The organism is Mycobacterium sp. 852013-51886_SCH5428379, assembly GCF_001665575.1.
In the GTDB taxonomy this organism is placed as follows: domain Bacteria; phylum Actinomycetota; class Actinomycetes; order Mycobacteriales; family Mycobacteriaceae; genus Mycobacterium.
In genome coordinates this window covers 1-22771 of the sequence record NZ_LZSU01000022.1, presented here as the reverse complement: position 1 = coordinate 22771, position 22771 = coordinate 1, and the positions used below count along the sequence as shown (strand labels likewise).

Annotated in this window: 23 protein-coding genes and 1 pseudogene; 10 read left to right on the top strand and 14 right to left on the bottom strand. The window is 68.2% G+C overall.

All coding sequences use genetic code 11. The features are described from left to right. Positions 1–38: 38 nt before the first annotated feature. Positions 39–953 carry a LysR family transcriptional regulator gene (locus A5757_RS10600; protein ID WP_066833040.1) on the top strand — a complete coding sequence of 305 codons (915 nt, stop codon included), beginning with the start codon at positions 39–41 and terminating at the stop codon, positions 951–953. On the opposite strand, the gene A5757_RS10595 is transcribed toward A5757_RS10600, so the two are convergent. Beyond that, the gene (locus A5757_RS10595) at positions 920–1888 is read right to left on the bottom strand and encodes a GlxA family transcriptional regulator (protein WP_066833037.1); all 969 of its coding nucleotides are present in this window, start codon (positions 1886–1888) and stop codon (positions 920–922) included. The two genes, A5757_RS10600 and A5757_RS10595, sit on opposite strands and share 34 nt — an antisense overlap. Positions 1889–1997: 109 nt before the next feature. Here A5757_RS10595 and A5757_RS10590 point away from each other — a divergent pair, with 109 nt between their 5' ends. From A5757_RS10590 to A5757_RS10580, 3 genes and pseudogenes are all read left to right on the top strand, one after another. After that, the gene (locus A5757_RS10590) at positions 1998–2651 is read left to right on the top strand and encodes an HD domain-containing protein (RefSeq protein ID WP_066833034.1); all 654 of its coding nucleotides are present in this window, start codon (positions 1998–2000) and stop codon (positions 2649–2651) included. 9 nt (positions 2652–2660) lie between these two features. Next, complete coding sequence (locus A5757_RS10585) at positions 2661–3113, top strand: universal stress protein (protein WP_066833031.1); 453 nt, start codon at positions 2661–2663, stop codon at positions 3111–3113. Between the two features lie 17 nt (positions 3114–3130). Then, positions 3131–4007, top strand: a pseudogene (locus A5757_RS10580) (adenylate/guanylate cyclase domain-containing protein). A gap of 48 nt (positions 4008–4055) precedes the next feature. Here the strand turns inward: A5757_RS10580 and A5757_RS10575 are convergent. The 10 genes from A5757_RS10575 to A5757_RS10530 form a co-directional block, all read right to left on the bottom strand. Beyond that, on the bottom strand, positions 4056–5042 hold the full coding sequence (locus tag A5757_RS10575) for a xanthine dehydrogenase family protein subunit M (protein ID WP_066833028.1): 987 nt from the start codon (positions 5040–5042) through the stop codon (positions 4056–4058). Then, the gene (locus A5757_RS10570) at positions 5039–5584 is read right to left on the bottom strand and encodes a (2Fe-2S)-binding protein (protein ID WP_066833025.1); all 546 of its coding nucleotides are present in this window, start codon (positions 5582–5584) and stop codon (positions 5039–5041) included. Before A5757_RS10570 ends, A5757_RS10575 begins: the two co-directional genes overlap by 4 nt. After that, the gene (locus tag A5757_RS10565; RefSeq protein WP_066833022.1) at positions 5584–7785 is read right to left on the bottom strand and encodes a xanthine dehydrogenase family protein molybdopterin-binding subunit; all 2202 of its coding nucleotides are present in this window, start codon (positions 7783–7785) and stop codon (positions 5584–5586) included. Before A5757_RS10565 ends, A5757_RS10570 begins: the two co-directional genes overlap by 1 nt. A 77-nt stretch (positions 7786–7862) precedes the next feature. Next, positions 7863–8303: a hypothetical protein gene (locus A5757_RS10560; RefSeq protein ID WP_066833019.1), complete on the bottom strand. Its 441-nt coding sequence runs from the start codon at positions 8301–8303 to the stop codon at positions 7863–7865. 11 nt (positions 8304–8314) lie between these two features. Continuing rightward, entirely contained in the window at positions 8315–9526 is a 1212-nt protein-coding gene (locus A5757_RS10555) for an FAD-dependent monooxygenase (RefSeq protein ID WP_066833016.1), read from the bottom strand. Beyond that, positions 9519–10505 carry an amidohydrolase family protein gene (locus A5757_RS10550; RefSeq protein WP_066833013.1) on the bottom strand — a complete coding sequence of 329 codons (987 nt, stop codon included), beginning with the start codon at positions 10503–10505 and terminating at the stop codon, positions 9519–9521. The genes A5757_RS10555 and A5757_RS10550 overlap by 8 nt, the downstream gene beginning before the upstream one ends. After that, positions 10502–11254, bottom strand: coding sequence for an ABC transporter ATP-binding protein (locus A5757_RS10545; protein WP_066833010.1), 753 nt, complete (start codon positions 11252–11254; stop codon positions 10502–10504). Before A5757_RS10545 ends, A5757_RS10550 begins: the two co-directional genes overlap by 4 nt. A 54-nt stretch (positions 11255–11308) precedes the next feature. Then, a complete protein-coding gene (locus tag A5757_RS10540; RefSeq protein WP_066833006.1) occupies positions 11309–12106 on the bottom strand; it encodes an ABC transporter permease in 798 nt (265 codons plus the stop codon). After that, complete coding sequence (locus tag A5757_RS10535) at positions 12103–12942, bottom strand: ABC transporter permease (RefSeq protein WP_231983944.1); 840 nt, start codon at positions 12940–12942, stop codon at positions 12103–12105. Before A5757_RS10535 ends, A5757_RS10540 begins: the two co-directional genes overlap by 4 nt. Then, positions 12939–13985 (bottom strand): ABC transporter substrate-binding protein, encoded by a 1047-nt coding sequence (locus A5757_RS10530; protein ID WP_231983943.1) that lies wholly within the window; start codon positions 13983–13985, stop codon positions 12939–12941. The genes A5757_RS10535 and A5757_RS10530 overlap by 4 nt, the downstream gene beginning before the upstream one ends. A gap of 105 nt (positions 13986–14090) precedes the next feature. On the opposite strand from A5757_RS10530, the gene A5757_RS10525 reads away from it, so the two are divergent. Continuing rightward, complete coding sequence (locus A5757_RS10525) at positions 14091–15803, top strand: GAF domain-containing protein (RefSeq protein WP_066833002.1); 1713 nt, start codon at positions 14091–14093, stop codon at positions 15801–15803. 8 nt (positions 15804–15811) lie between these two features. Here the strand turns inward: A5757_RS10525 and A5757_RS10520 are convergent, their stop codons facing one another. Further along, positions 15812–17452, bottom strand: coding sequence for a peptide chain release factor 3 (locus tag A5757_RS10520; RefSeq protein WP_066833000.1), 1641 nt, complete (start codon positions 17450–17452; stop codon positions 15812–15814). 120 nt (positions 17453–17572) lie between these two features. Here A5757_RS10520 and A5757_RS10515 point away from each other — a divergent pair, with 120 nt between their 5' ends. Next, positions 17573–17986, top strand: coding sequence for a PPOX class F420-dependent oxidoreductase (locus A5757_RS10515; protein ID WP_066832998.1), 414 nt, complete (start codon positions 17573–17575; stop codon positions 17984–17986). Here the strand turns inward: A5757_RS10515 and A5757_RS10510 are convergent. Next, complete coding sequence (locus A5757_RS10510) at positions 17974–18855, bottom strand: carbon-nitrogen hydrolase family protein (RefSeq protein ID WP_082929404.1); 882 nt, start codon at positions 18853–18855, stop codon at positions 17974–17976. The two genes, A5757_RS10515 and A5757_RS10510, sit on opposite strands and share 13 nt — an antisense overlap. A 116-nt stretch (positions 18856–18971) precedes the next feature. Between A5757_RS10510 and A5757_RS10505 the strand changes: the two genes are divergently transcribed. From A5757_RS10505 to A5757_RS10490, 4 genes are read left to right on the top strand one after another with little or no spacing between them, the layout of a single operon-like run. Beyond that, entirely contained in the window at positions 18972–19376 is a 405-nt protein-coding gene (locus A5757_RS10505) for a molybdopterin-binding protein (RefSeq protein ID WP_066832995.1), read from the top strand. Continuing rightward, positions 19373–20122 carry a molybdate ABC transporter substrate-binding protein gene (gene modA, locus A5757_RS10500; RefSeq protein ID WP_066832992.1) on the top strand — a complete coding sequence of 250 codons (750 nt, stop codon included), beginning with the start codon at positions 19373–19375 and terminating at the stop codon, positions 20120–20122. The genes A5757_RS10505 and modA overlap by 4 nt, the downstream gene beginning before the upstream one ends. After that, complete coding sequence (locus A5757_RS10495) at positions 20119–20931, top strand: ABC transporter permease (RefSeq protein ID WP_066832989.1); 813 nt, start codon at positions 20119–20121, stop codon at positions 20929–20931. The genes modA and A5757_RS10495 overlap by 4 nt, the downstream gene beginning before the upstream one ends. Beyond that, positions 20928–22007: a sulfate/molybdate ABC transporter ATP-binding protein gene (locus tag A5757_RS10490; RefSeq protein ID WP_066832986.1), complete on the top strand. Its 1080-nt coding sequence runs from the start codon at positions 20928–20930 to the stop codon at positions 22005–22007. Before A5757_RS10495 ends, A5757_RS10490 begins: the two co-directional genes overlap by 4 nt. 5 nt (positions 22008–22012) lie before the next feature. Here the strand turns inward: A5757_RS10490 and A5757_RS10485 are convergent, their stop codons facing one another. Beyond that, positions 22013–22630 carry a YigZ family protein gene (locus A5757_RS10485; protein ID WP_066832983.1) on the bottom strand — a complete coding sequence of 206 codons (618 nt, stop codon included), beginning with the start codon at positions 22628–22630 and terminating at the stop codon, positions 22013–22015. Positions 22631–22771: the final 141 nt, after the last annotated feature.

Genomic DNA, 22771 nt, shown 5'->3' with positions numbered 1-22771 from the left:
TACCGAATGGGGCTGTCAGCGAGAGGCGGGGGCTATCAATGGTGGAGGTCCGGGAAGCCCGCTACTTCATCGCCGTGGCCGAACAGCTGAACTTCGGGAGAGCCGCCGAACTGCTGCACATGTCGCAGCCACCGCTGTCGGCGGCGATCAAGACGCTGGAAGGCCGCCTGGGCGTGCAGCTCCTGCATCGCACCACGCGAGAAGTGCGGTTGACCTCCGCGGGCGCGGTGTTCCTCGACCAGTGCCGGATCCTGGTCGCGGCCGCCCAGACCGCAGACTCCGCCGCCCGCCAGGCCGCGGAAGGGCAGGCCGGCGAACTGCGCCTCGGGGCGGTCACCAGTGCGTTCACCGATCCACTGCCTGCTGCGTTGGGGTCGTACGACCGGTCTCACCCCGGTGTCGACGTGCACGTCCGGGAGGTCGACACCCACGTGGGTGTCGAGATGGTGCAGCGGGGGGAATTGGACATCGTCCTCGTGCGGCAGATGTCGACGCCGCGGGACTGCGAGAGACGCTCCCTGCGCCGGGAATCATTCGTCCTTGCCGCCCCTGCCGACTGGGAGCTTCCCGACGGTGTGGGCTCGGATCTTGTTCTGGCAGCCGAGCTTCCGTGGGTCTGGATCCCACGAGGCCGCACCCCGGACTACCACGATCAGGTGGCGGCCTCCTGCCGCGCAGCGGGTTTCACGCCGCGGGCCCAACACCTGGCGCAATCCATGGAGAGCCAGTTGGCCATGGTCGCCGCCGGCCTCGGAGTCGCCCTCGTCCCGGAGACCTCGGCGAATGCGGCGGCGTCCCGTAGCAGAATCCAGACGGTGCGGCTCCGCAATTCCGTCACCGTGGAACTGACGGCGGTCTGGCGTGCGCCCGGCAACCGCCTGGTGGCCGGCTTTCTCGAGGAACTGGGCCCGGCCGGTCTTCACGCCGAGGCGGACCGGAAGCGGTCGCGGTAGACCTTCGGCGATACCCCGAGGTGGCTGACGAACACCCTGCGGAATGTCTCCGGGCTCTTGAAGCCGGCACGTCGCGCGCTCTCCCCCACCGTATGCCCGGCATCCAACGCTGCGCGGCCGATGTCGATGCGCACCGCCTCCACATACCGGGCCGGGGTGGTGCCGAACTCCGCATGGAAGAGCCGGGTGAGCTGTCGCGTACTCAAAGCGGCCTGCGCGGCAAGCGATTTCACGGTATGGTCGCCGCCCGGGTCAGCCGTGACGGCATCGGCGACCGCCCGTAGCGCCGACTCGGATGGTGGATCCTTCTCCAGCAGTACCGAGAACTGAGACTGGCCGCCCGCACGCTTGAGATAGACGACAAGAGACCGAGCCACCTCGCGCACGAGATCGGCGCCGTGATCCTTCTCCACCAGGGCAAGGGCCAGGTCGATTCCGGCGGAGACGCCCGCGGAGGTGAACACGTCGCCGTCCTGGACGAAGATGGCGTCGGGTTCCACGCGGACGTCGGGATACGCCTTGGCCAGCAGCCGGGTGTGACGCCAGTCCGTGGTGGCCCTGCGACCGTCGAGCACTCCGGCCCGCGCGAGGACGAAGGCGCCGGTACATATCGACGCCAGCCGTCGTGTCCGCCGGGCCAATTGCCGTACGGCGTCGACCAGCTGCGGATCGATGGGCCGGCCCACCAGTTCGTCGCCGCCGGCGACCAGCACCGTGTCGACGCGATCCACCGATGCGACCGCCGCGGTCACCGCGAACCTGGTCCCCACCGACGTCGTCACGTCCCGGCCGTCCGGGGACACGAAGTCCAACCGATACGCGGCACCGAACCGGTTCGCCTCGGCGAACACCTCGGCAGGCCCCACCACGTCGAGCAGTTTCACCCCGTCGAACACGACCAGCAGGATCTCGCGCTGCGCACCCGCCTCGGCCATCCGCCGATTATGTCCCAATCTGTGGCCTGAACGGCACACGCGGACCGGCACCGCGGCACCGTGCGGTCGCAGGCTGGGACCAGCAACCACGACGACGCAAGGAGCCGTTATGACCACCTCATTCCCCCAGACCGTCGCAGGTATCGAAATCCCCGACACCGCGCTGGTGCGGGCGACCACGGAGTTCATCCGCGACGTGGAAGACGACCTGCTGTTCGACCATTCGCGGCGGGTGTTCCTGTTCGGCGCGCTGCAGGGCCGTCGGCTCGGCTTGAACCCGAATCTCGAACTGCTCTACGTCGGGGCGATGTTCCACGACGTCGGGCTGACCGAGCCGTACCGCACATCCTCGACGGTGCGCTTCGAGGTCGATGGCGCCAACGCCGCACGGGACTTCCTGCTGGAGCACGGCGTCGACGAATCCGATGCCCGCAAGGTCTGGCTCGGCATAGCCCTGCACACCACGCCCGGCGTGCCGGAATTCCTCGACCCCGAAACCGCTTTGGTCACCGCCGGCGTCGAAACCGACGTCCTGGGTATCGGTCGGGACGATCTACCCGCTGACGTGCGTGACGCCGTCACCGCGGCCCACCCGAGACCGGATTTCAAGCGCCGCATCCTGCAGGCCTTCACCGACGGGGTCCGCAACCGTCCGGACAGCACCTTCGGCACGGTGAACGCCGACGTGCTGGCACATTTCGACCCGTCTTTCGTCCGAGGTGATTTCGTGGAGGTGATCCGCGGCAACGGGTGGCCCGAGTAGCGTCGAAGAATGGCGGAGTACCGAACGATCATCGTGGGCACCGACGGGTCGGAGTCGTCCCTACGGGCGGTGCGTAAAGCCGCGGAAATCGCCGCGGAGTCGAACGCGAAACTCATTGTGGCGAGCGCTTTTCTACCCGAAGAGCGAAACGCGGGCGGGCCCGATCCCGACCAGTTGTCCGGGGAGGGCTTCAAGACCCAGGGCGACGCCGCCGTCTACGACATGCTCCGCGAGGCCGCCTCGCTGGCGAGATCGCTGGGTGCGGGCGACGTCGAGGAACGGGCGATCCCCGGCGCGGCGGTCGAGGCGTTGGTGAGCCTCGTCGACGACGTGCAGGCCGACCTGCTGGTGGTCGGGAACGTCGGCGTCAACACGGTGACCGGAAAACTGTTCGGATCGGTCCCCGGCACGGTCTCCAAGCGGGCCGGCACCGAGGTCATGGTGGTCGATACCACTGAGTGACCCGCGAGCGCGCGGCGCTGCTGGATGATCGACCCGTGACCGTTGCACTGTGGGTGATCGCGGCGATCGAATTCGCCGGTCTCGTGGCGTTGGGCATCCTGCTGCTGCTGTCCCGGCGGGCGCTGCGCACCGCGCGGCGCGAACTTCAGCAGCGCACTGCCGCCGAGGCAGCACCGCGTCGCAGACGCAAACCGGTCGGCATCGCGCCGCTGGCCGTCCGGGCGGTGGCGAACACGGTACAGACGGCCGACGCGATCCTGCGCCGGCAGATCGGCGGCTCGGTGCGCAGTTCGATCGAGGACCTTGCCGGCTGGGCACGGGTCGAACGGCCAGACCTCGCCCGCATCACCGCGGACGGCCGCGTCGTCCTCGTCTTCTCCGATATCGAGGGGTCGACCGAGCGCAACGCGTCACTCGGTGACCGCGAATGGGTGAGCCTGCTCGATCATCACGAAAAACTCGTGCGCCGTCTGGTCGGCGACCACCGGGGGGTCGTGGTCAAGAACCAGGGCGACGGGTTCATGATCGCCTTCACCGAACCTGTCGACGCGGTCCGCTGCTGTATTGCTGTGCAACAGAGCCTGTCTGACGACGAACGGCTCGACGGTGTGCTGGTGCGGATGGGCGTGCACACCGGTACATCGGTTCGCCGCGGCGAGGATCTGTTCGGTCTGGACGTCGCCACCGCGGCGCGGGTGGCCGATCTCGCCCGACGGCGGCGAGATCCTCGTCAGCGATGCGGCGCGTCAGGAGATCACCACGGCCGACGGCATCGTCTTCGGTGAGTCGCGCGAGGTGGAACTGAAGGGCCTACCCGGCACGCAAATGGTGCATCCCGTGCGGATCGATCTTGCGGAAGGTCGTCCGACGTCGTCCCCACGCCGCCGGCCATGAGTTGACCGACCCGCAGCGCCCTCGGCGACGGCGATGCCGACCGCCGCGCTAACGTACGGCGGCCGCCATCGTCAGTGCCCGCACCACGCTGTGCCGTCCCAGATCGATCTTGAACGCGTTCTGCGGCATTGGTTCGGCACCGTCCATCGCGAGGACTGCGGCGGTGTGGAACGCCGCCGCACCGGGTGGCTGCCCGACCAAGCTGGCTTCTGCCGCGCGCAACCGCCACGGCTTGGCGGCCACGCCCCCGAACGCGAGGGCGGCCGATTCGATCACGCCGTCGGCCAAACGGAGTCCCGCGGCCACCGACACCAGCGCGAAGGCGTAGCTGTGCCGATCGCGTACCTTCAGATACCACGAGTGGTCGGCGAAATCCGACAATGGAAGCTCGATGCCGAGAATCAGTTCGCCCTGCCCCAGAGTGTTGTCGACATCGGGCGTGCTGCCCGGCAACGCGAAGAACTCCTCGATCGGGATCGCGCGTCGCCCCTCGGGACCTTGGACGTGCACGACGGCGTCGAGGATCGCCAGGGCCACCGCCATGTCCGACGGGTGGACCGCCACACATTCGCCGCGTGCCCCGAACACGGCGTGCTCACGATGGAACCCGTGTCGCGCCGCGCAGCCGCTGCCGGGGATCCGCTTGTTGCACGACGAGAACGTCGTTTGCATGAAGTACGGACAACGAGTGCGCTGCAACAAATTTCCGCCGGCGGTCGCCATGTTGCGCAGCTGTGTGGTGGCTCCGCTGAGGATGGCGTGCGACAAGACCGGGTACTGGGTGCGGACCAATGGGTGGTTGGCGATCGCGGTGTTGGTGACGCCCGCTTCGATGAACACGCCACCGCCGGCGGTCGGGATGATCGTCGTCAGTCCGAGCCGCCGCAGGTCGACCAGCGCGTCGGGTTGCTCGACGCCATCCTTCATCAGGTCGATGAGGTTGGTGCCGCCTGCGAGATACTTGGCGCCCGGCACCGTGCCGGCGGCGATGGCGTCGTCGACGGTGGCGGCGTGCCGAAGTTCGAAGGTCTTCATGCGGTGTGGTCCCCGACCGCTGCCGCGGCCTCGATCGCGGCGACGATGTTGGCGTAGGCACCGCAGCGACAGATGTTGCCTGCCATCCGTTCCCGGATCTCCGCGGCCGTCAGTCGAATGGACCCCGTCACGATGTCCGCGCGGGATCCCTCGAACGACGCCGTGCTCAGATCGCCGCGGGCGTACTCGGCCAGCATCGCGTGTGCCGACGAAATCTGGCCGGGAGTGCAGAAGCCGCACTGGAACCCGTCGCACTCCACGAAGGAGCGCTGTAGCGGGTGCAGTTCGTCGCCGTCTGCGATGCCTTCGATGGTGAGAACGTCCGACCCGTCGATCGACGCTGCCAGGGTCAGACAACTCACCACGCGTTCACCGGCGACGGCCACCGTGCAGGCGCCGCACAGACCGTGGTCACACCCCTTCTTGGTGCCGGTCAGGTGCAGCTGTTCCCGCAGCAGGTCGAGAAGCGTGGTTCGGACGTCGATCTCGACCCGACGGGTCTCACCGTTGATGCGTAGTTCCACAACATGGTCTCGGCTCATCACGGCTCCTCGGTGATGGGTGGTCGGTACGGGATCATCAGGTCTTCCACTCTGATCGGCAGATTGCGCAACCGCTTACCGGTGGCGTGGAAGATGGCGTTGGCGATGGCGGCGGGCACGCCGCACGTGCCGATCTCACCGACGCCTCGCACCCCGATCGGATTCAGGTCGAAGTCGGCGCTCTCCACGAAGGAGACATCGAACTCAGGACGGTCGGCGTGGGTGGGCAGGTAGTACTCGCCGATCATCTGCGCGGTGTCGGCGTCGTAGGGCACCTCTTCGAGCATGGCCATGCCGATGCCGAAGGTGATGCCGCCCATCACCTGACTACGGGCGAGCTTTGGGTTGAGCACGCGCCCGCAGTCCATCACCGCGACCCACCGGGTGACGGTCGCCCGGCCAATCTGCTGATCGACCTCGACCTCGCAGAAGTGGGCGCCGAATGACTGGACGGCCCGGCCGCCCTCATCGCCGGCGTCGCTGTCGGCGGTGAAACAGAGCTCTTCATGGTGTGCGCCGGCGATTGCGGCGAGGTCGATGTGGTCGGTGCATTCACCGGCCAGCGAGCGGATTCGCCGCTTCCACTCGGTGGCCGCGGCGTGTACGGCCGCGCCGACCGTCGCGGTGGTCTGCGACGCCCCGCTGTAGGGAGCGGCCGGGAAGTGAGAGTCTCCGGACTCGAAAGTGATGCGGGACGGTGGAAGTCCGGTGATGTCGGCGGCGACCTGGGTCATGACGGTGCGCACACCGTTGCCGATCTCGTGGGTGGCGGAAGCGAATCGCACTGCCCCGTCCGGACCGGTCACCACGCGGCATCCCGCCGGCATGCGGCGTCCCGGGTACGTGGCCGTCGCCATGCCCCAACCGACAGCAACGCCGTTGCGCAGCAGGGCGCGGAGCGCCGGTGGCCGGTCCGCCCAGCCGAACCGCTGCGCTCCGGTGCGGTAGCACTCGAGCAGGTGCTTCCCCGACCAGGGCTTCCCGCTCACCTGCTCGGTGTCGGCGTGGTTGCGTACCCGAAGCTCCAGCGGGTCGAGCCCGGTCTGGTAGGCGAGTTCGTCGATTGCCACCTCGAGGGCGAACAGGCCGGGTGCCTCACCTGGCCCGCGCATGAAGCACGGGGTGGGTGCATTGAGCCGCGCGGTGCGGTGCGACACGTCGAGATGCTGCGACGTGTAGAGGAACCGGGTCGGCAAGCCTGTCGGCTCGCAGAAATGCGCGACCGTGGAGGTCTCGGTCAGGGTGTGGTGTTCGGTGCTGAGGATGCGTCCGTCGTCGTCGGCGAGCAGAGCGAGGTCCTGCTCGGTACGCGGCCGGTGCCCCGTTGAGGAGAACATCTGGTCGCGGGTGAGCACCAGCTTGACCGGCCGGCCCGTCTCACGGGCGGCCACCGCGCACAGCACCACGTGCATCCACAGGAAGCTCTTCGAGCCGAACGCACCTCCGACCAGGGGCGACAGCACCCGGATCCGGTCCTCGGGTATTCCGAGATACGCGGCGAGCGCGGTGCGTTCACCGGTGATCCAGCGGGTGCTGTCGTGGACGGTCAGTCGGTCGTCTGCCCATGCAGCGATGGTGGCGGACAGCTCGATCGGGTAGTGCGCGTTGTGCGGCGTGGTGAACCGCGCGGCCACCCGCTTCGTGGCGCCGGCTGGCGGTACGCCGCGGCGGTCCTGCAGCTTCTCATCCGAAAGCTTGACGAAGTGGTCGGGTGCATAACTGCCGTGGCGGATCGGCCCGACCTGCCCGTCGGCCGCAGGCGGCACCTCTCGAGCGTCGAGCTGCGGCGGATATGTCTCGTAGGACAGATCGAACGTCGCGGCCGCGGCCGTGGCCTCCTCGAGTGTGTCGGCCACCACCAGCGCCATGTGTTGGCCGACATGCTGCACGGTCAGATCCGACAGCGGTGGGCGCCGCTCGAGCGGCAGGTCCCAGGTGAGTACTTCCGGCAGTACATTCAGGTGCGGGCAGTTCAGCGGGGTCAGGACATACCGCACCCCCGGGGCGGAGGAAACACGCTCGGCGCTGTGCCTCATCGATTCCTCGGTGACCCGGCCGTGCGGGATCTCCGATTGGACGAGCACGGCGTGCACCTGACCGGGCAGCGTCAGGTCGGCGGTGTAGCGGGCGGTGCCGGTCACCTTCTGAGAGCCTTCGACGCGGTCGACCGACCGGTCCGTCCGATCGACGGATGCCGTCATCGTGGTGTCCTCCCGCGCGGTGGGTCATCAGCATGGTGCCGGGGTCGCCTCATGTCCACTCGAACGCCGCCCACCGATCACGTTCCCAGGGAGAGGGGCGCATTCGCCGAATCGAGGTGCTCGACCGTGGTGAACACCAGCTCGGTGCCGCCGGCGTTCTCGATGTCGTGCAGCAGGAATTCTCCTGCGGCGAAGGTGAAATGACGCGTCTCACCGGCGGCGTACGCCACCTCCCGGGTGGTGCCGTCGGCGGTGTGCTGCCTGCTGCGGCCCGCGTTGACGGCGGTCCAGAAATAGTCCAGGACGTGCCGGTGGGCGTGGAACCGCTCGCCCGGCGCAAGCCGTATCTCCCACACCCGCACTCGGCTGTTCTCGCTGAGCAGCCGTGACCCCACGTGTCCGTCGTGGGCATGTTCGTCGAACTCGGCGCGCAGCGCGTCGGTCCAGCCGTCGAAGTCGGTGCCGACAAGCGTGCCCGCAAGCGGTGCGTCGGTGAGGAATTCCGGTGTCGTGGTCATGTCGCTCTCCTTCAGTGTCCGGGGCCGTAGAGGCCGAAACGGTTCTCGGGGTGGCCTGGGATCCAGGTGCAGTCGAACTGCGACCTGGCGCCCATGTCCTTGACGCGCTGCACGAGTCGCTGCCCGAGTTCGAGCTGGCCGGGTTCCCACTTCGCGAGCGCCTCCGCGATATCGCCGCTGTCGGACAGCGCGTCGTAGAGGGCCCACGCGTTGGCCGCGGCTTTGGCGGTACCGGCCGCGGCATGCGGTCGCGCAGCACTCGCGGCGTCACCGATCAGGGCCACCCGGCCCAGCGCCATGCGGTGGGCGACGGCGTCGTACACCGCCTGCAGATAGGGCTGTTCGGTGCGCACCACCACCTCGGCGGCCGCCGGGGCGAGCACGGACGGTGCCGCCCGGCGCATCTCGTCGACGAACCGGTCCTGGACCGCGCCCGGATGCAGCGACACACCAGCCAGGAAACCGCGCTTGTCGGTCATCAGCTCGTCGAGTTCGTGCCCCTCGGGCACGTTGCGGTACCAGACGTAGTTCAGCAGGCGCTCGCCCACCGCCAGACCTCCGTCGGGCGACGGGATCGGGTAGACGTTGATGTGCGTGTGCGGCGCGACGCTGTAGGTGATCGAATCGTGCAGCAGTTCGAACGTCTCGGCCGACACCTCGCGTTCGGGCACGGTGCCGCGCCAGCCCACGTAGCCGGAGTACTCGAGCCTGGTCTCCGGTGAGATGCGCCGTCTGCTCGGTGAACTGATGCCGTCGGCGAACACCACCAGGTCGGCCCGCTCGCGGCGGCCCGAGGTGAACCGCACCTCGACGCCACTGTCGTCTTCGTCGAACCCGGACGCGTACTCACCGAGGTGATAGCCGTCGATCCCGAAGTCGGCCAGCAGCGCGCGGTAGAACGTGCCCCACGACGTGTAGCGCCACGGTGCGTCCTCGCGGTGGACGAGCTCGTTGTCAGCACCCAGGTACTGCACGTAATGCGTTGAGGTGCTCACCTGTTCGGGATGCTGGTCGCTGCACTCGACGAACCAGCGCAGTGTGTCGGGCTGCAGCACTATCCCCCCACCGCGACCGTCGAGGTTGGTCGGCGTGCGTTCGTACACCGACACGTCGAATCCGAGGCGGCGTAACAGCAGCGCGGCGGTGAGCCCCCCGATCGAGCCGCCGACCACCAGCGCGCGGTGTCCGCTCCAGTCGTGCCGCGGGTTGATGTTCTCAGTCATCACGTTCTCCTTTCAGCCCCAGGAAGCGGTGGGCGTTGTGTTCGAGGGCCGCGTCGGTGATGCCCGCAGCGTGCGGTAGATCCAGCGGACGGCTGACCCCCATGTCGAACGGGTAGTCGCTACCGCACATCAGGCGCGCCGGGTCGGCGTGCGCCCGCAGCAGCTCCAGAGCCGGACCGTCGTGGGTCAGCGTGTCGAACCATAATCTGGCGAAACCCTCACGTGGCGACCGAGTCTCGGCGCTGCGCACATCGGCACGCTGGTTCCAGCCGTGCTGCCACCGACCGACGAGCGCGGGGGCGCAGCCGCCGCCGTGCAGCAGGCAGATCCGCAGACCGGGCAGCTCCTCGAGCACCCCGCCGAGCACCAGAGCCGCTGCCGCGGTGGAGGTTTCGACGGGATTGCCGATGAGGTTGGCCAAGTAGTAGGACGACCATTCCGGGCGCGGCAGCTGCATCGGATGCACCAACACCGCCAGCTCGAATTCGGCGGCGACGCGGAGCACGTCACGCATGGGGGCCACGTCGAACGATGTGGCCCCCAGCAGTGGAGGCACCGCGATTCCGCGCACCACACCGGAGGCGGCGATCGCGTCCATCTGCTTGCGGGCCGCATCGGCGTCGTGCAGCGACACCAACCCCAGTCCGAGCAGTCGGCCGCCGCTGTCGCGGCACGTCCTGGCGAGTGCGTCGTTGAAGCGGCCCACGTAGTCGTCGACGCCGGGCGCATCGGCGACGGGAAAGGCGAACGGCGGCGCGGAGATCACCCGCGAGCCCAGACCGGCGGCATCGGTGTCGGCGAGCACGCGGTCGGCGTCGCTCATGGCCGCGGTTTCGATCGACAGCGGCAGGTCGCCCAGGTGCAGCTGACCGTCGCGGCCGTTCAGCGGCGGTACCGGCGATCCGGGCGGGAGACCGAACAGGTCTTCGGGCAGCCAGTGGGCGTGGACGTCGACGGGGCCCGGTCGCAGCGCTGTCACGCCGGGCTCCCCACCGTCGCCGCTTCGAGGGCCTCGAACCGCTGGAGGACCTCGGCCTGCAGCACGGCGACGGCCGGGTCGGATGCGCGGCGGGGCCGAGGCAGATCCACGTCGATGATCTCGTGGATGCGGCCGCCGGGGGCCAGGACCACGATGCGGTCTGACAGCTGCACGGCCTCGGTCACGTCGTGGGTCACGAACATGACGGTGCGACGGGATTCGAGCCAGATGCGTTCGAGATGTTCGCGCAGGGTGCGCGAGGTCATCGCGTCGAGATGGCTGAACGGCTCGTCCATCAGCAGCACGTCGGGCTCGACGGCGAAGGCCCTGGCGATGCCGATGCGTTGCTGCTGGCCGCCGGACAGCTGGGCCGGAAAGCGGTCGGCGCAGTGGCTCAGTCCGACCAGGTCGAGGTAGTGGCGGGCGCGCTCCTCCCAGCCGGAGCGTTCGTGCTGGACGAAGCCGAGGTTGGCCATCACGGTCCGCCACGGCAGCAGCCGCGGATCCTGGAAGACGTAGCCCACGCGGGCGTTCTCACCGCCGGCGCGCAGCGCCACCGTGCCGGAGGTGTGCGTCTCGATGCCGGACACGATGTTGAGCAGCGTGGTCTTACCGCTGCCCGACGGCCCGACGATCGAGACGAACGTCTCGCCCGAGATGGTGAGGTCGATACCGTCGATCACCCGGGTGGTGGTGCCGTCGCGGCCGTGGAACTCCTTGACGAGTTCGCGGATTTCGATGGAGGCCATGGTTTCTCGATTCTTGGCGGTGTCAGGGGCGGGGGTCGGGGGCTGGGGTCTGGGTCACGCCGAGCGCCAGCGGGTGATGCGGCGTTCGAGGGGACCGAGGATCAACAGGTCGGCGATGACGAGCAGGAGGATGAACACCAGCACCCACGCGAAGAAGCCGTCGAGCTGGTTCGCGTCGTACCAGTACCGCGACCGCCAGCCCACTCCGGAGGTCGCACCGAACCACTCGGCCAGCAGGAGTCCGTTCCAGGCGCTCATGATGGCGAACCGGACGGCCGCGACGGTCGAGCCGGCGACCGCGGGGGCCACGATGTGCCGCAACACCTTCGTCCGCGGCACCCCGAACGACCGCGCCATCAGCACCAGGTCTGCGGGCACCGCCCTGGTCGCCTTCGCGATGTTCACCACGACGAACGGCAGACCGGACAGGAAGACGGTCACCACCGGGGTCAACCAGCCGAAGCCGAACCACATGGTGGTCAACAGCGCCCAGATGACCGCGGGGATCGCCAGCGCCGCGGCGTTGACGTCGGAGAAGGCCAGATCGGCGATCTTGGACAGGCCCATCCAGACGCCGAGCGCCGCGCCCACGATCAGCGCCGCGGCGAGCCCGAGCAGGAACCGGTTCATGCTGATGGCCAGGTTGTGCCACAGCTCGCCGATGGCGGCCTCGGAGACCAGGCTGTCGACGGCGTCGGCCGGCGAGGGGATGCGGTTGCCGACCACGACCGCCAGCTGCCAAGCACCGAGAATCGTCAGCAGTGCGGCCAGGACGGCCGCGGCCGACATGGACTGTCCGCGCAGGTGACGTCGCCATGTAGAGGCGGGTGCGGAAAGTGCTCCGGTGGTCATGCGATTTCCTTCCGCCAGGCGAAGAAGCGGTTCTCCAGATAGGCCAGGCCGCGCTCGATGAGCACCATGGCGACGATGAACAGGGTGGTCCAGGCGAGCATGTCGGCGACCTGGAACTCTTGGTAGGCCTTGCGGATCATGAACCCGACGCCGTCGCTGGCGCCGAACACCTCGGTGAGCGCCTCGACCTTCCAGGCCATCGCGAATCCGTAACGGACTCCGGCGAATACGAACGTGGTCAGGGCGGGCAGGTAGAGATGGCGCAGAATGTCTCTGCGGTTGCGCCCGAACGCGTGGCACATCGAAAGCAGGGTGCCGTCGACGGACCGGACCCCCTCGGCGACGTTCATCGCGATGAACGGACACGTCACCAGCGCCGACACCACGATCGGTCCGCCGGCGCCGACACCGAAGATCAGCAACCCGAACACCGCGTAGGTCAAGCCGGGCATGTTGCCGAGCACGAACAGCGGCAGCGAGAAGTAGGACGTCATGAATCTGCTGCGGCCCATGACGAATCCGATCACCAGCCCGCCCACCATCGCGATGGCGAATCCGGCGGCGATCTTGCCGATGCTCGAGGCGAAGTTCGTGAACGCCTCCCCTGACACCGTGATCGCGATGACCCGATCGAGGACCGCAGCCGGACGGGGCAGGATCGGATCGTCCACGACCGCCGCGACGACGGCCCAGCCGCCGATCACCGCGATCAGCCCGATCAGCGATACCAGCCACCGTCGGGGGCCGGCCGGGCCGCGCATCCGGGGTCTGCGGGTCTGCGGAGCCGGTGTGCGCGGCGTCGGCTGCGCGTCCGGCGGGGTGATGGTCTGGGTCACCGTTGCACTCCTTCGGTGGGCAGGAAGCGCGGGTCGGCGACGTCGTCACCGATGACACCCGCACGCCGCATCAGATCGAATATCGAGCTCTCGTCCTCGGCCCATTGCTGGTCGAACCGGACGTCGTCGACGACCCAGTCATGTTGAGCCACATAGTCCTTCATGAAGGCGATGTCCTCGGGGGTGTCGACCGCGAAGTGCTGGGGATAGCGCTCGATCATCTCGTCGCGATGAGCCGCCCATTCCTGCAGACCGCGGCTCCACAGATCCAGGAACGCCGACACCTCTCCCGGATGGCCGTCGACCCACTCCTTGCGGGCGACGAATACATTGCCCATCGGACCGTCGTGTCCCGGCGCGTCGAGATCGGCGAACACTTCGGCCGAGGACTTCCCGTCGTAGAGCGCACGCACGGTGCCCTCACGCAGGTCCCGGGCCGACAGGTCGGGGTAACAGATGCACGCGTCGATCTCGCCGCGCGCCAACAGGTTCGACAGGTTCTGGATGTCGGCCACAACGATCTCGAAGTCGCCGCCGACCAGGTCGATGTCATGCATCTGCTTGACCAGGCCGCTCCACACCAGGGTGCCCGAGACGGTGGTGAACACGCCGAGCCGTTTGCCGCGCAGATCCGCGAGCGATTGGGCCGGATCCTCGGTGCGGACCAGGATGCGGCTGCGTTCGGCGTTGTACCGCCCGATGATGACGGTCTCGCGCTGGGTCTGCTCCTCCAGGGCGGGTACCTCGAACGACGCCGTGGAAATGATGTCGGCGTGGCCGCCGGCGAAGAGACCGAATTCGTCCCAGGTGGCGCTCGTCTCGATCCGGTAGCCGGTGTCGCGCTGCCACTCGTCGACGATGCCGGTCTCGTTCATGTAGTCCCAGATCGGGTCGGGGGCGAACGTGAACCGGATGACGCCGTCGCGGGCGGCGCGGGATGATGCCGGGCCGCCGAGTCCCGCCGCGCATCCTGCGGTCAGCGTCACCATCGTTGCGGCGGCGACGGCCACCGCAGCCCGCATCGCCCGAGTGCTTCGTCGCACGGGAACCTCCTGCATGTTGTGTGACGGCTGTCACCGTCTGCACAAGACTGGTGGAGGCAGACCATTCCGGGCAATGTCTGGCGAAACACACATATCCTGAATTACATGTCCCTACCGACACTGAAGCCTGATCTAGCCCGCTGGCTCGACGCGCTCGCCGACATCGGCGAGGCGGTAGGCAGCGACGAGCCGGTCACCGACCTCGTAGATCGGGTCGCGCGCACGGCGTGTGATCTCCTGGGATACGACTTCTGCGCGGTGTTCCTGCCGACCGCCGACCGCCGGGCCCTCACCATCGTCGGCTCCCACGGCCTGTCCTCCGACTACGTAGCGCAGGTCAACGCCGACCGGCCGATCCTGCTCGACGTCCGCGGCGCCGAAGAGGCCCCGACCAGCGTTGCATTCCGATCCGGCGAGGTGGTGACGCTCGAGGACATCGAAACGACCCCGGGGATCGGCCCGTGGGGTGGAGTGGCGCAGGAACAGGGATACCGGGCGCTGGTCTCAGTGCCGCTGCGCCGGGGTGGCGTCGTGGTCGGGGCGATCAACGGCTACCGGCGGGCACCGCATCGGTTCGACGCCGTGGAGATCGGCTTGGTTACGACGTTGGCCTCGCAGGTCGCCGTCGCGCTGGGCACCGCTCAGCTGCGGTCACGCGAACAGGACACCATCCGGGAGCTGCGTCGCGCCGAGGAGGTCCACGGACTGCTGACTGCCACCGCGCTGCGCGGCGAGGGTGTGTCGGGAGTGGCGACCGCGCTCGCCGAGCTGCTGGGCAGGCCGGTGTTGATCGACGACGTCTACGGCACCGCGCTGGCCGATGTGGGCTGGCCCTCTGACGGCATCGAAGACACCGGGGACCCCGCAGACGTCACCCTCGACGGGGAGGTGGTGGCCCGCGTTCGGGTCGCCGCCACCGCAGGGGAACTGTCGCCGCTCGACATGCGCGCGGTCGAACACGCGACGGTGGTGACCGCGCTCGAACTGATGCGCGCCCGCACCGCGGCCCAGGTGGAGCAGCGGCTGCGCGGATCTCTGGTGGCCGATCTGTTGAGCACCGACGGCGCTGACATGGCCGCATTGCTCGACCGGGCGCGCCGGCTGGGCTGGGACCTCTCGGGTGAGCAGACGCTGATCGGGGTGCGGTCCGCGAGTGCGCAGGCCGTGGGTGACCGCGCTGCCCCCGAACGGCTGCTGGCCGGCGCAGACAGGTTCGCGATGACCGTGACGCCGCGACCGCTGGTAGCGGTGTATCGCGGCGACCTCGTGCTCATCGTGGCCCCGGAGGCAACGGCGCCAGGGCGAGTCGACGGCGCCGCGGCGGTAGCCGGCCGGCTGGTGGCCTACCTGACGGACACGGGTGCAGTTCAACGCGCGGTGGCCGGGGTCACGCCTGCGGCACCGGCGGTCGAGCTGCCCGACATGCTGCGCACGTTGCGTGGCGCGCTGGATCTGGCCACCGACAGCGCGTCAGAGGTGACAACGACGGTGATCGACCTGCGCGACATCGCCATCGACCACCTGCTGCTGCAACTCGACGATCCGCAGCGCCTGCGCGACTACGCCACAACGGTGCTCGGTCCGGCCCTGAACTATGACCGCGAGCACGGCAGCGAGCTGCTGCACACTGCGCGCATCTTGTTGGAGCGCGACCTGGATCGCCGGGCGGCGGCCGACGCCTTGCACCTGCACCCGAACACCGTGGCTCAGCGGATGCGCCGGCTCGAATCACTCACCGGACTGCGCCCCAGCAGGCCACGCGACCTGCTGCAGCTCACCTCGGCGTTGACCGTGGCGCGGATCGCCGGCCTCGGGTAAGGCCTACGTCAATCCGCGGCGGCCACCAGTGAGCGCAGGCGGACCTCGGGATGGTCGCGCTGGATGTTCTCCAACCGCCACTTGGTGGAGAACACCGCCAACACCACACCGTCGGTCCGGGTGAACACCTCGACCGACGCCTGCTTCTGCAGGATCTCCGCATCGGCGGGATCGACGACGGCCCTGGCCACCGTGTACGGCAGCGGCTCCATCGAGATCGGCGCGCTGAACTCGTTGGCCATGCGGTGGCTGGCGACCTCGAACTGCATGGGTCCGACCGCCGCGAAGACCGGCGCCTGATCGCCTCGCCGATCCGAGCGCAGCACCTGGATGACGCCCTCCTGGTCCAGCTGCTCGATGCCCTTTCGGAACTGCTTGTGCTTACTCGGATCGGTGCCGCGCGCGACGGCGAAGTGCTCGGGCGAGAAGCTCGGGATCGGCGGGTACTCGACCGGCACGTCGCGGTAGAGCGTGTCCCCCGGCCGCAACGCCGCGGCGTTGGCGAGCCCGATGACGTCGCCCGGCCATGCGGTGTCCAGCGTGGACCGCTGCTGCCCGAACACCGACTGGGCGTACTTGGTGACGAACGGCTTGCCGGTCGCTCCATGCGTCAGCACCTCGCCGCGCTCGAAGGTGCCCGAGCACACCCGGGCGTAGGCGATCCGGTCGCGATGCGCCGAATCCATCCCGGCCTGAACCTTGAACACGAAGGCGCTGAACGGCTCGGCCGGGTCGCGCCGATTGCCGTCGACATCGACCTGCCCGGTCGGCGGGGGCGCCAACTGGGCGAGGACGTCGAGCAGCTGGTTCACGCCGAAGTTGAGGATCGCCGAGGTGAACAGCACCGGTGTCGAGGTACACCGCAGGAACGACTCCCGGTCGAAGTCGGCGCCGTCGGCGGACAGCAGCTCGGACTCCTCGACCGCGTTGTCCCAGTCGTCTCCCGCGATCTCGTGGGCGCGGGACGCCTCGATGTGCTCTTCAGGAGCGGCAGTGGCGCCGCCGGCGGTGCGGGTGTACTTGATGTACTTGCCCGACCGCCGGTCGAGGACGCCCTTGAAATCGCCGGCGATGCCGACCGGCCAGGTCAACGGTGTGGTCTGCAGTTGGATGCGTTCGTGGATCTCGTCCATCAACTCCAGTGCGTGGCGTCCCGGCCGGTCCCATTTGTTGACCACCGTGATGATCGGGATGCCGCGGTGGCGGCACACCTGGAAGAGTTTCAGCGTCTGGGGTTCCAGACCCTTCGCGGCGTCGATGAGCATCACCGCGCAGTCGACGGCGGTCAGTACGCGGTAGGTGTCCTCGGAGAAGTCCGCGTGCCCCGGCGTGTCGAGCAAGTTGATGATGCAGGTCTCGCCGTCGTCGGTGCGGTAGGGGAACTGCATCGCGGTGGAGGTGATCGAGATGCCGCGGGCCTTCTCCATCTCCATCCAGTCCGACACCGTGGCGCGGCGGTTGCCCTTGCCGTGCACGGCGCCGGCCTCGGTGATCGCCTTGGCGTGCAGCACGAGCGCTTCGGTGAGGGTGGATTTGCCGGCGTCGGGGTGACTGATCACCGCGAACGTCCGGCGACGTCGCGCTTCGGCGGAGATACGGTCTGCGTGCGGTCCGGAGGCCGCGGGGGCTCCGGTGGTATCGGTTGTCATTGCACCACCGATTTTATGGACCGCAGTGGGCGGAACGTTAATCGTCGTGGATCGCCGTGCTTGAGCGGAACGGAGCGGGGCACTCTCGTGGAGCCCTGCCCCCCAGATCCGGAGGACCACATGTCACCGCTGACCGACGACGCACGGCAGATGCTGGCGAAACCCAACCCGGCCGTCATCGCCACCGTCCGTCGCGACGGGCACCCGGTATCGGCCGCGACGTGGTATCTCCTGCGCGAGGACCACGTGCTGGTCAACATGGACACCGCCCGCAAGCGGCTAGGCCACCTGCGCCGGGATCCGAGGGTTTCGCTCACCGTCATCGACGGAGACGACTGGTACACCCATCTGACCCTCATCGGGCGGATCACCAAGATGTACGACGACGAGGGTCTGGCGGACATCGATGCGCTGGCCCAGCACTACCGGGGCAAGCCGTACCCCAACCGGGAGCGACCGCGCGTCAGTGCGCTGATCGAGGTGGACCGGGTGCACGGGTGGGGTGCGCAGAAGAACAACGATCAGCCCGGGTGAGACCGCGAGGGTTCCCAGCGCGTGGGGTCGATGCGGCCGCCGTAGATCGGCAGATCGATGCGCGGATCGTCGGGCGACATCTGTGACCACATGCGGTTGTAACCCTCGGTTCCGGTGTCGCGGACGCGGGTGACGTCGTCGAGATCGATGGTCAGCGTCATCAGCCCGGTTTCGGCGGTGGGCAGATCCGCGACGACGGCGCCCTCCGGGTCGCTGACGATTGATCCGCCGTAACCGACCGGGCCGGCGGCGTTGACGCTGAGCATGAACACCTGATTGACGATTGCGTTGGCCTGCGCCAGGATTCGCTCCTGCTTCCGGTCGGCGCCGATGGTCTTGACGACGTTCACCACGAACTCCGCACCCATCCAGGCCACGCTGCGCGTGGACTCCGGGAACCACGCGTCGTAACAGATCGACAGTCCCCCACGCCCGATGCCGGGCATGTCGAAGACCACGAACTCATGCCCCGAGGACCACGCCTCGTAAGGGCGCCACGGGAACACCTTGCGGTAGCTCGCGACCAATTCGCCGCTCGGATTGAACACCACCTCGGTGTTGTAGACCCGGCCGTCGTCATCACGTTCGGCGACCGAGCCGGGAATCAGCCACACCCCGAGCTCACGGGCGACCTCGGCAACGGCGCGCAGACGAGGGCCGTCGAGCGGTTCGGCGGCCGCCTCGAGCCATGCGTTGGTGTCCTCCGCGGTGTCGCAGTCACCGAACAGGTGAATCTCCGGAAAGACGATGAGATCAAGATCAGATGTTCCGGACTGGATTTCGGCGGCCTGCCGGTGGAGCGTCGCCATGGGATCCGATCCGGTCACGGGTGGGTATTGCGCGAGGGCGACGGCCAGCGGACGGCTCATGAGCCCAAATTAAACGGTACGCGGTGGTCACGCCGGTTCCGCGCTATCTGACCCGTACTTGCGGATATATTGGCTTTATTAGCCCGCTTCTGCGGATTCACACTGGAGGGAGGCCCATGCCCGACATCCGCATCAAGGATGCCGCCGCGCTTCTCGGCGTCAGCGATGACACCGTGCGCCGCTGGATCGACACCGGCGGGCTCGCCGCGGGCAAAGACGCCGCCGGCCGGAAGGTGATCGCGGGCGAGGTCCTGGCGGAGTTCGCCCGCGACCACGCCGCACCACCGCCGAATCCCCTGGACGTCGCCAGCTCCGCGCGCAACAGACTTGTCGGGCTGGTCACCAAGGTGACCGCGGATCGGGTCATGAGCGAAGTGCAGATGCAGTGCGGACCGTTCACCGTCGTCTCGTTGATGAGCACCGAATCGGCTCGGCAACTCGGGCTGGAGCCCGGCGCGTTGGCGGTGGCCGTGGTCAAGGCGACCAACGTCATCGTCGAAACCCCCGGGGGCGCGTCGTGAGAACGATCCCGGCCGTCCTGGCGATTGCCGCGCTCGCGGCGGCGTGTTCGTCGCCCAACGCGTCGGAGCCGTCGACCGGCATCACGGTGTTCGCAGCAGCGTCGCTGCAGCCGGCGTTCACCGAACTCGGTCGGCGCTTCGAAGCCACCCATCCCGGAACGACCGTCGCATTCAACTTCGCGGGCTCGTCGGATCTCGTCGCGCAGCTGGCGCAGGGCGCGCCGGCTGACGTGTACGCGTCCGCGGACACGACCAACATGTCCAAGGCTGTGGATGCGGGCCTCGTGTCCGGAGCGCCGGTGGCATTCGCGACCAACACGCTGACCATCGCCACCGCGCCGGGTAATCCGAAGGGCATCGCCTCGTTCGCCGATCTGGCTGGATCCGGCATCCAGCTCGTGGTGTGCGCGCCGCAGGTGCCGTGCGGCGCGGCCACCGAGAAGGTCGAAGAGGTCACCGGCGTGACGCTCACGCCGGTGAGCGAGGAGTCCGCCGTCACCGACGTCCTGGGCAAGGTCACCTCCGGGCAAGCCGACGCCGGTCTGGTGTACGTGACGGATGCAGCGGCTGCGGGCGACAAGGTCACCTCGGTGCCGTTTCCCGAGTCGCGCGACGCGGTGAACACGTATCCGATCGCGGTACTCGACAATTCGGGGAATCCCGCGTTGGCACAACAGTTCGTCGACCTCGTCACGGGTCCGGATGGACGGGACGTGTTGGCGGCAGCGGGCTTCGCTGCACCATGACGGCGACGCGACGGGCGGGCCGGCTGGTTCAGGTAGGGCTCCCGCGGTGGTTTTATCTACCCGCCGCGGCAGGGGCCCTGTTCGTCGTCGTCCCGTTGATCGCGATCCTGCTCGAGATCGACTGGGCTGATTTCATACCGCTCGTCACCTCCGAATCCTCGCGCGCAGCCTTGCTTCTGAGTCTGAAGACGGCCGCCGCCAGCACCGCGGTGTGCGTGATGCTCGGAGTGCCGATGGCACTCGTACTGGCGCGTGGGAACTTTCGGGGCCTGTCGGTGTTGCGCGCCCTGGTGCTGCTCCCCCTCGTGTTACCACCGGTGGTGGGCGGTATCGCGCTGCTGTACACCTTCGGGCGGCAGGGATTGCTCGGCCGAGAGCTCGAGTTGATCGGGGTCCGGATCGCGTTCTCGACCGCGGCAGTGGTGCTGGCCCAGTCATTCGTGTCACTGCCGTTCCTGGTCGTCAGCCTCGAAGGTGCCTTGCGCTCAGCGGGATCGGGTTACGAGACCATCGCCGCCACCCTCGGCGCGCGGCCGACGACGGTGCTGCGAACCGTGACGTTGCCGCTCGTGCTGCCGGGCCTGCTGTCCGGGGCAGTGCTGGCCTTCGCCCGCTCGCTCGGGGAATTCGGGGCGACGCTGACCTTCGCCGGATCGCTGCAGGGTGTGACGCGCACGCTTCCGTTGGAGATCTACCTGCAGCGCGAGACCGACGCCGATGCCGCCGTGGCGCTTTCGCTGCTGTTGATCGTGGTTGCGGCGGCGATCGTGATCGCGTCGGCAAGCCGGCGGCTGACGGGACCGCTGTGAGTGGCGTGCGCGTGCAGGCGCGACTGGCGCGGCGTGGTGTCGAGTTCGACGTGTCGCTCGACCACGGGGAGGTGTTGGCTGTGTTGGGCGCCAACGGCGTGGGAAAGTCGACGCTCCTGTCGATGATCGCCGGTCTCCTGGAACCGGATGAGGGCCGGATCGAACTCGGGGGGACGGTCGTCACCGACACGGCCACGGGGACGTTCGTCGCCGCTCACGCCCGCGGTGTCGCGATGCTCAGCCAGCAGGCCATGCTGTTTCCCCACATGACGGTTGCCGCGAATGTTGCCTATGGTCCTCGCTGCAGGGGTCGATCACGTGCTGAGGCGTCGGAAGTGGCGCAGCGCTGGCTGGCGGCGGTCGGTGCGTTGGAGCTGGCCGACCGGAAACCGGCGCAGCTGTCCGGGGGGCAGGCGCAGCGGGTGGCCCTGGCCCGGGCGCTGGCCGCCGAACCGCAGGTGCTGCTGCTCGACGAGCCGATGGCCGCGCTCGACGTGGCCGCCGCCCCGGCGATGCGCAGACTGCTGCGCGAGATCCTCCGGGCGCCGGAGCGCACCGCGATCATCGTCACGCACGACCTCCTCGATGCGTTGGCGATCGCGGACAGGGTGATCGTGGTCGACGGCGGGCACGTGGTCGAGAGTGGAGCCGTCCGGACGGTTCTCACCGCGCCGCGCAGCGACTTCGCCGCCCGCATCGCGGGGATCAACCTGGTGTCCGGAGTGATCTCAGAGCCCGGATTGCTCCAAACAGACTGGGGCTTAGTTGTTTCCGGTGTCGGTGATCCGACCCCGGGATCGGAGGCGGTCGCGCTGTTCGCACCGACTGCCGTCGCTGTTCATCTCGATCCCCCACATGCGAGTCCCCGCAACGTTCTTCCCGTGCGAATCGCCGAAATCGAACTGCACGGGGCGACGGTGCGGCTTCGCGGTCCCGAACAACCGGACGGCGGCACCGGGCTCGCCGCCGACATCACCGCCGCTGCGGCCGCGGACCTCGATCTGCAACCGGGTCGAGAGGTGTTCTTCGTCGTCAAGACCCACGAGGTGGCGCTGCATTCGGCGGCGGGTGGCTGAGTTCCCTACTTCCAGACATGGCCCATCGGCACCAGATCGATGGTGCCCGAGGAGATGTCATTGACCGCCGCCGCAAGCGCTACACCGTCGGGGCTGAGCACGGTCATTTGCACGGATTCTCCGTGTCGTACGTCGGTGACCTCGAACCCACGGCCCCGCAACTCGGCCTCGAGCTTGCCTGCCGAAGCGTGGCTCGCCACGAGCTCGAAGATGTTGGTGCGCACCAACGGACGCAGGTTCGCCAGTTCGATCGCCGAGCTGGCGGCACGCGCATAGGCCCGCGTCAATCCTCCCGCGCCGAGCTTGACGCCGCCGAAATACCGTGACACCACGAGGACGACGTTGCACAGATCGTGGGCCTTCAAAGTGCGCAGGATCGGCGCTCCGGCCGTGCCGCCCGGTTCTCCGTCGTCGGAGGACCGTTCGGTCCGCGCGGTGGGGTCGAAGCCGAGGATGTAGGCGTAGCAATGATGGTTCGCGTTCCGGTCGACCTCGCGGGCGAATGAGAGTAGTTCCGCGACCGGCTTCTCGCCGTCTGCGTAACGCAGCCGGGCGATGAACCGGGACTTTTTGATCGGTATCTCGATGCTCGGTGCGTCCTCGGGATACAGGGTGAACGGCACGACGACATCGTCGCATGTGAGCTCTGATCAGCGGTCCGCTCGACCCCGAAACGTGTCGGACCCTTCTGCTTTGATGGTGATATGTCCTCAGCGGCAGTGTCTTTGGTCGGTCGGGTCAGCCCGAAGGACCGCCTCGAGGTG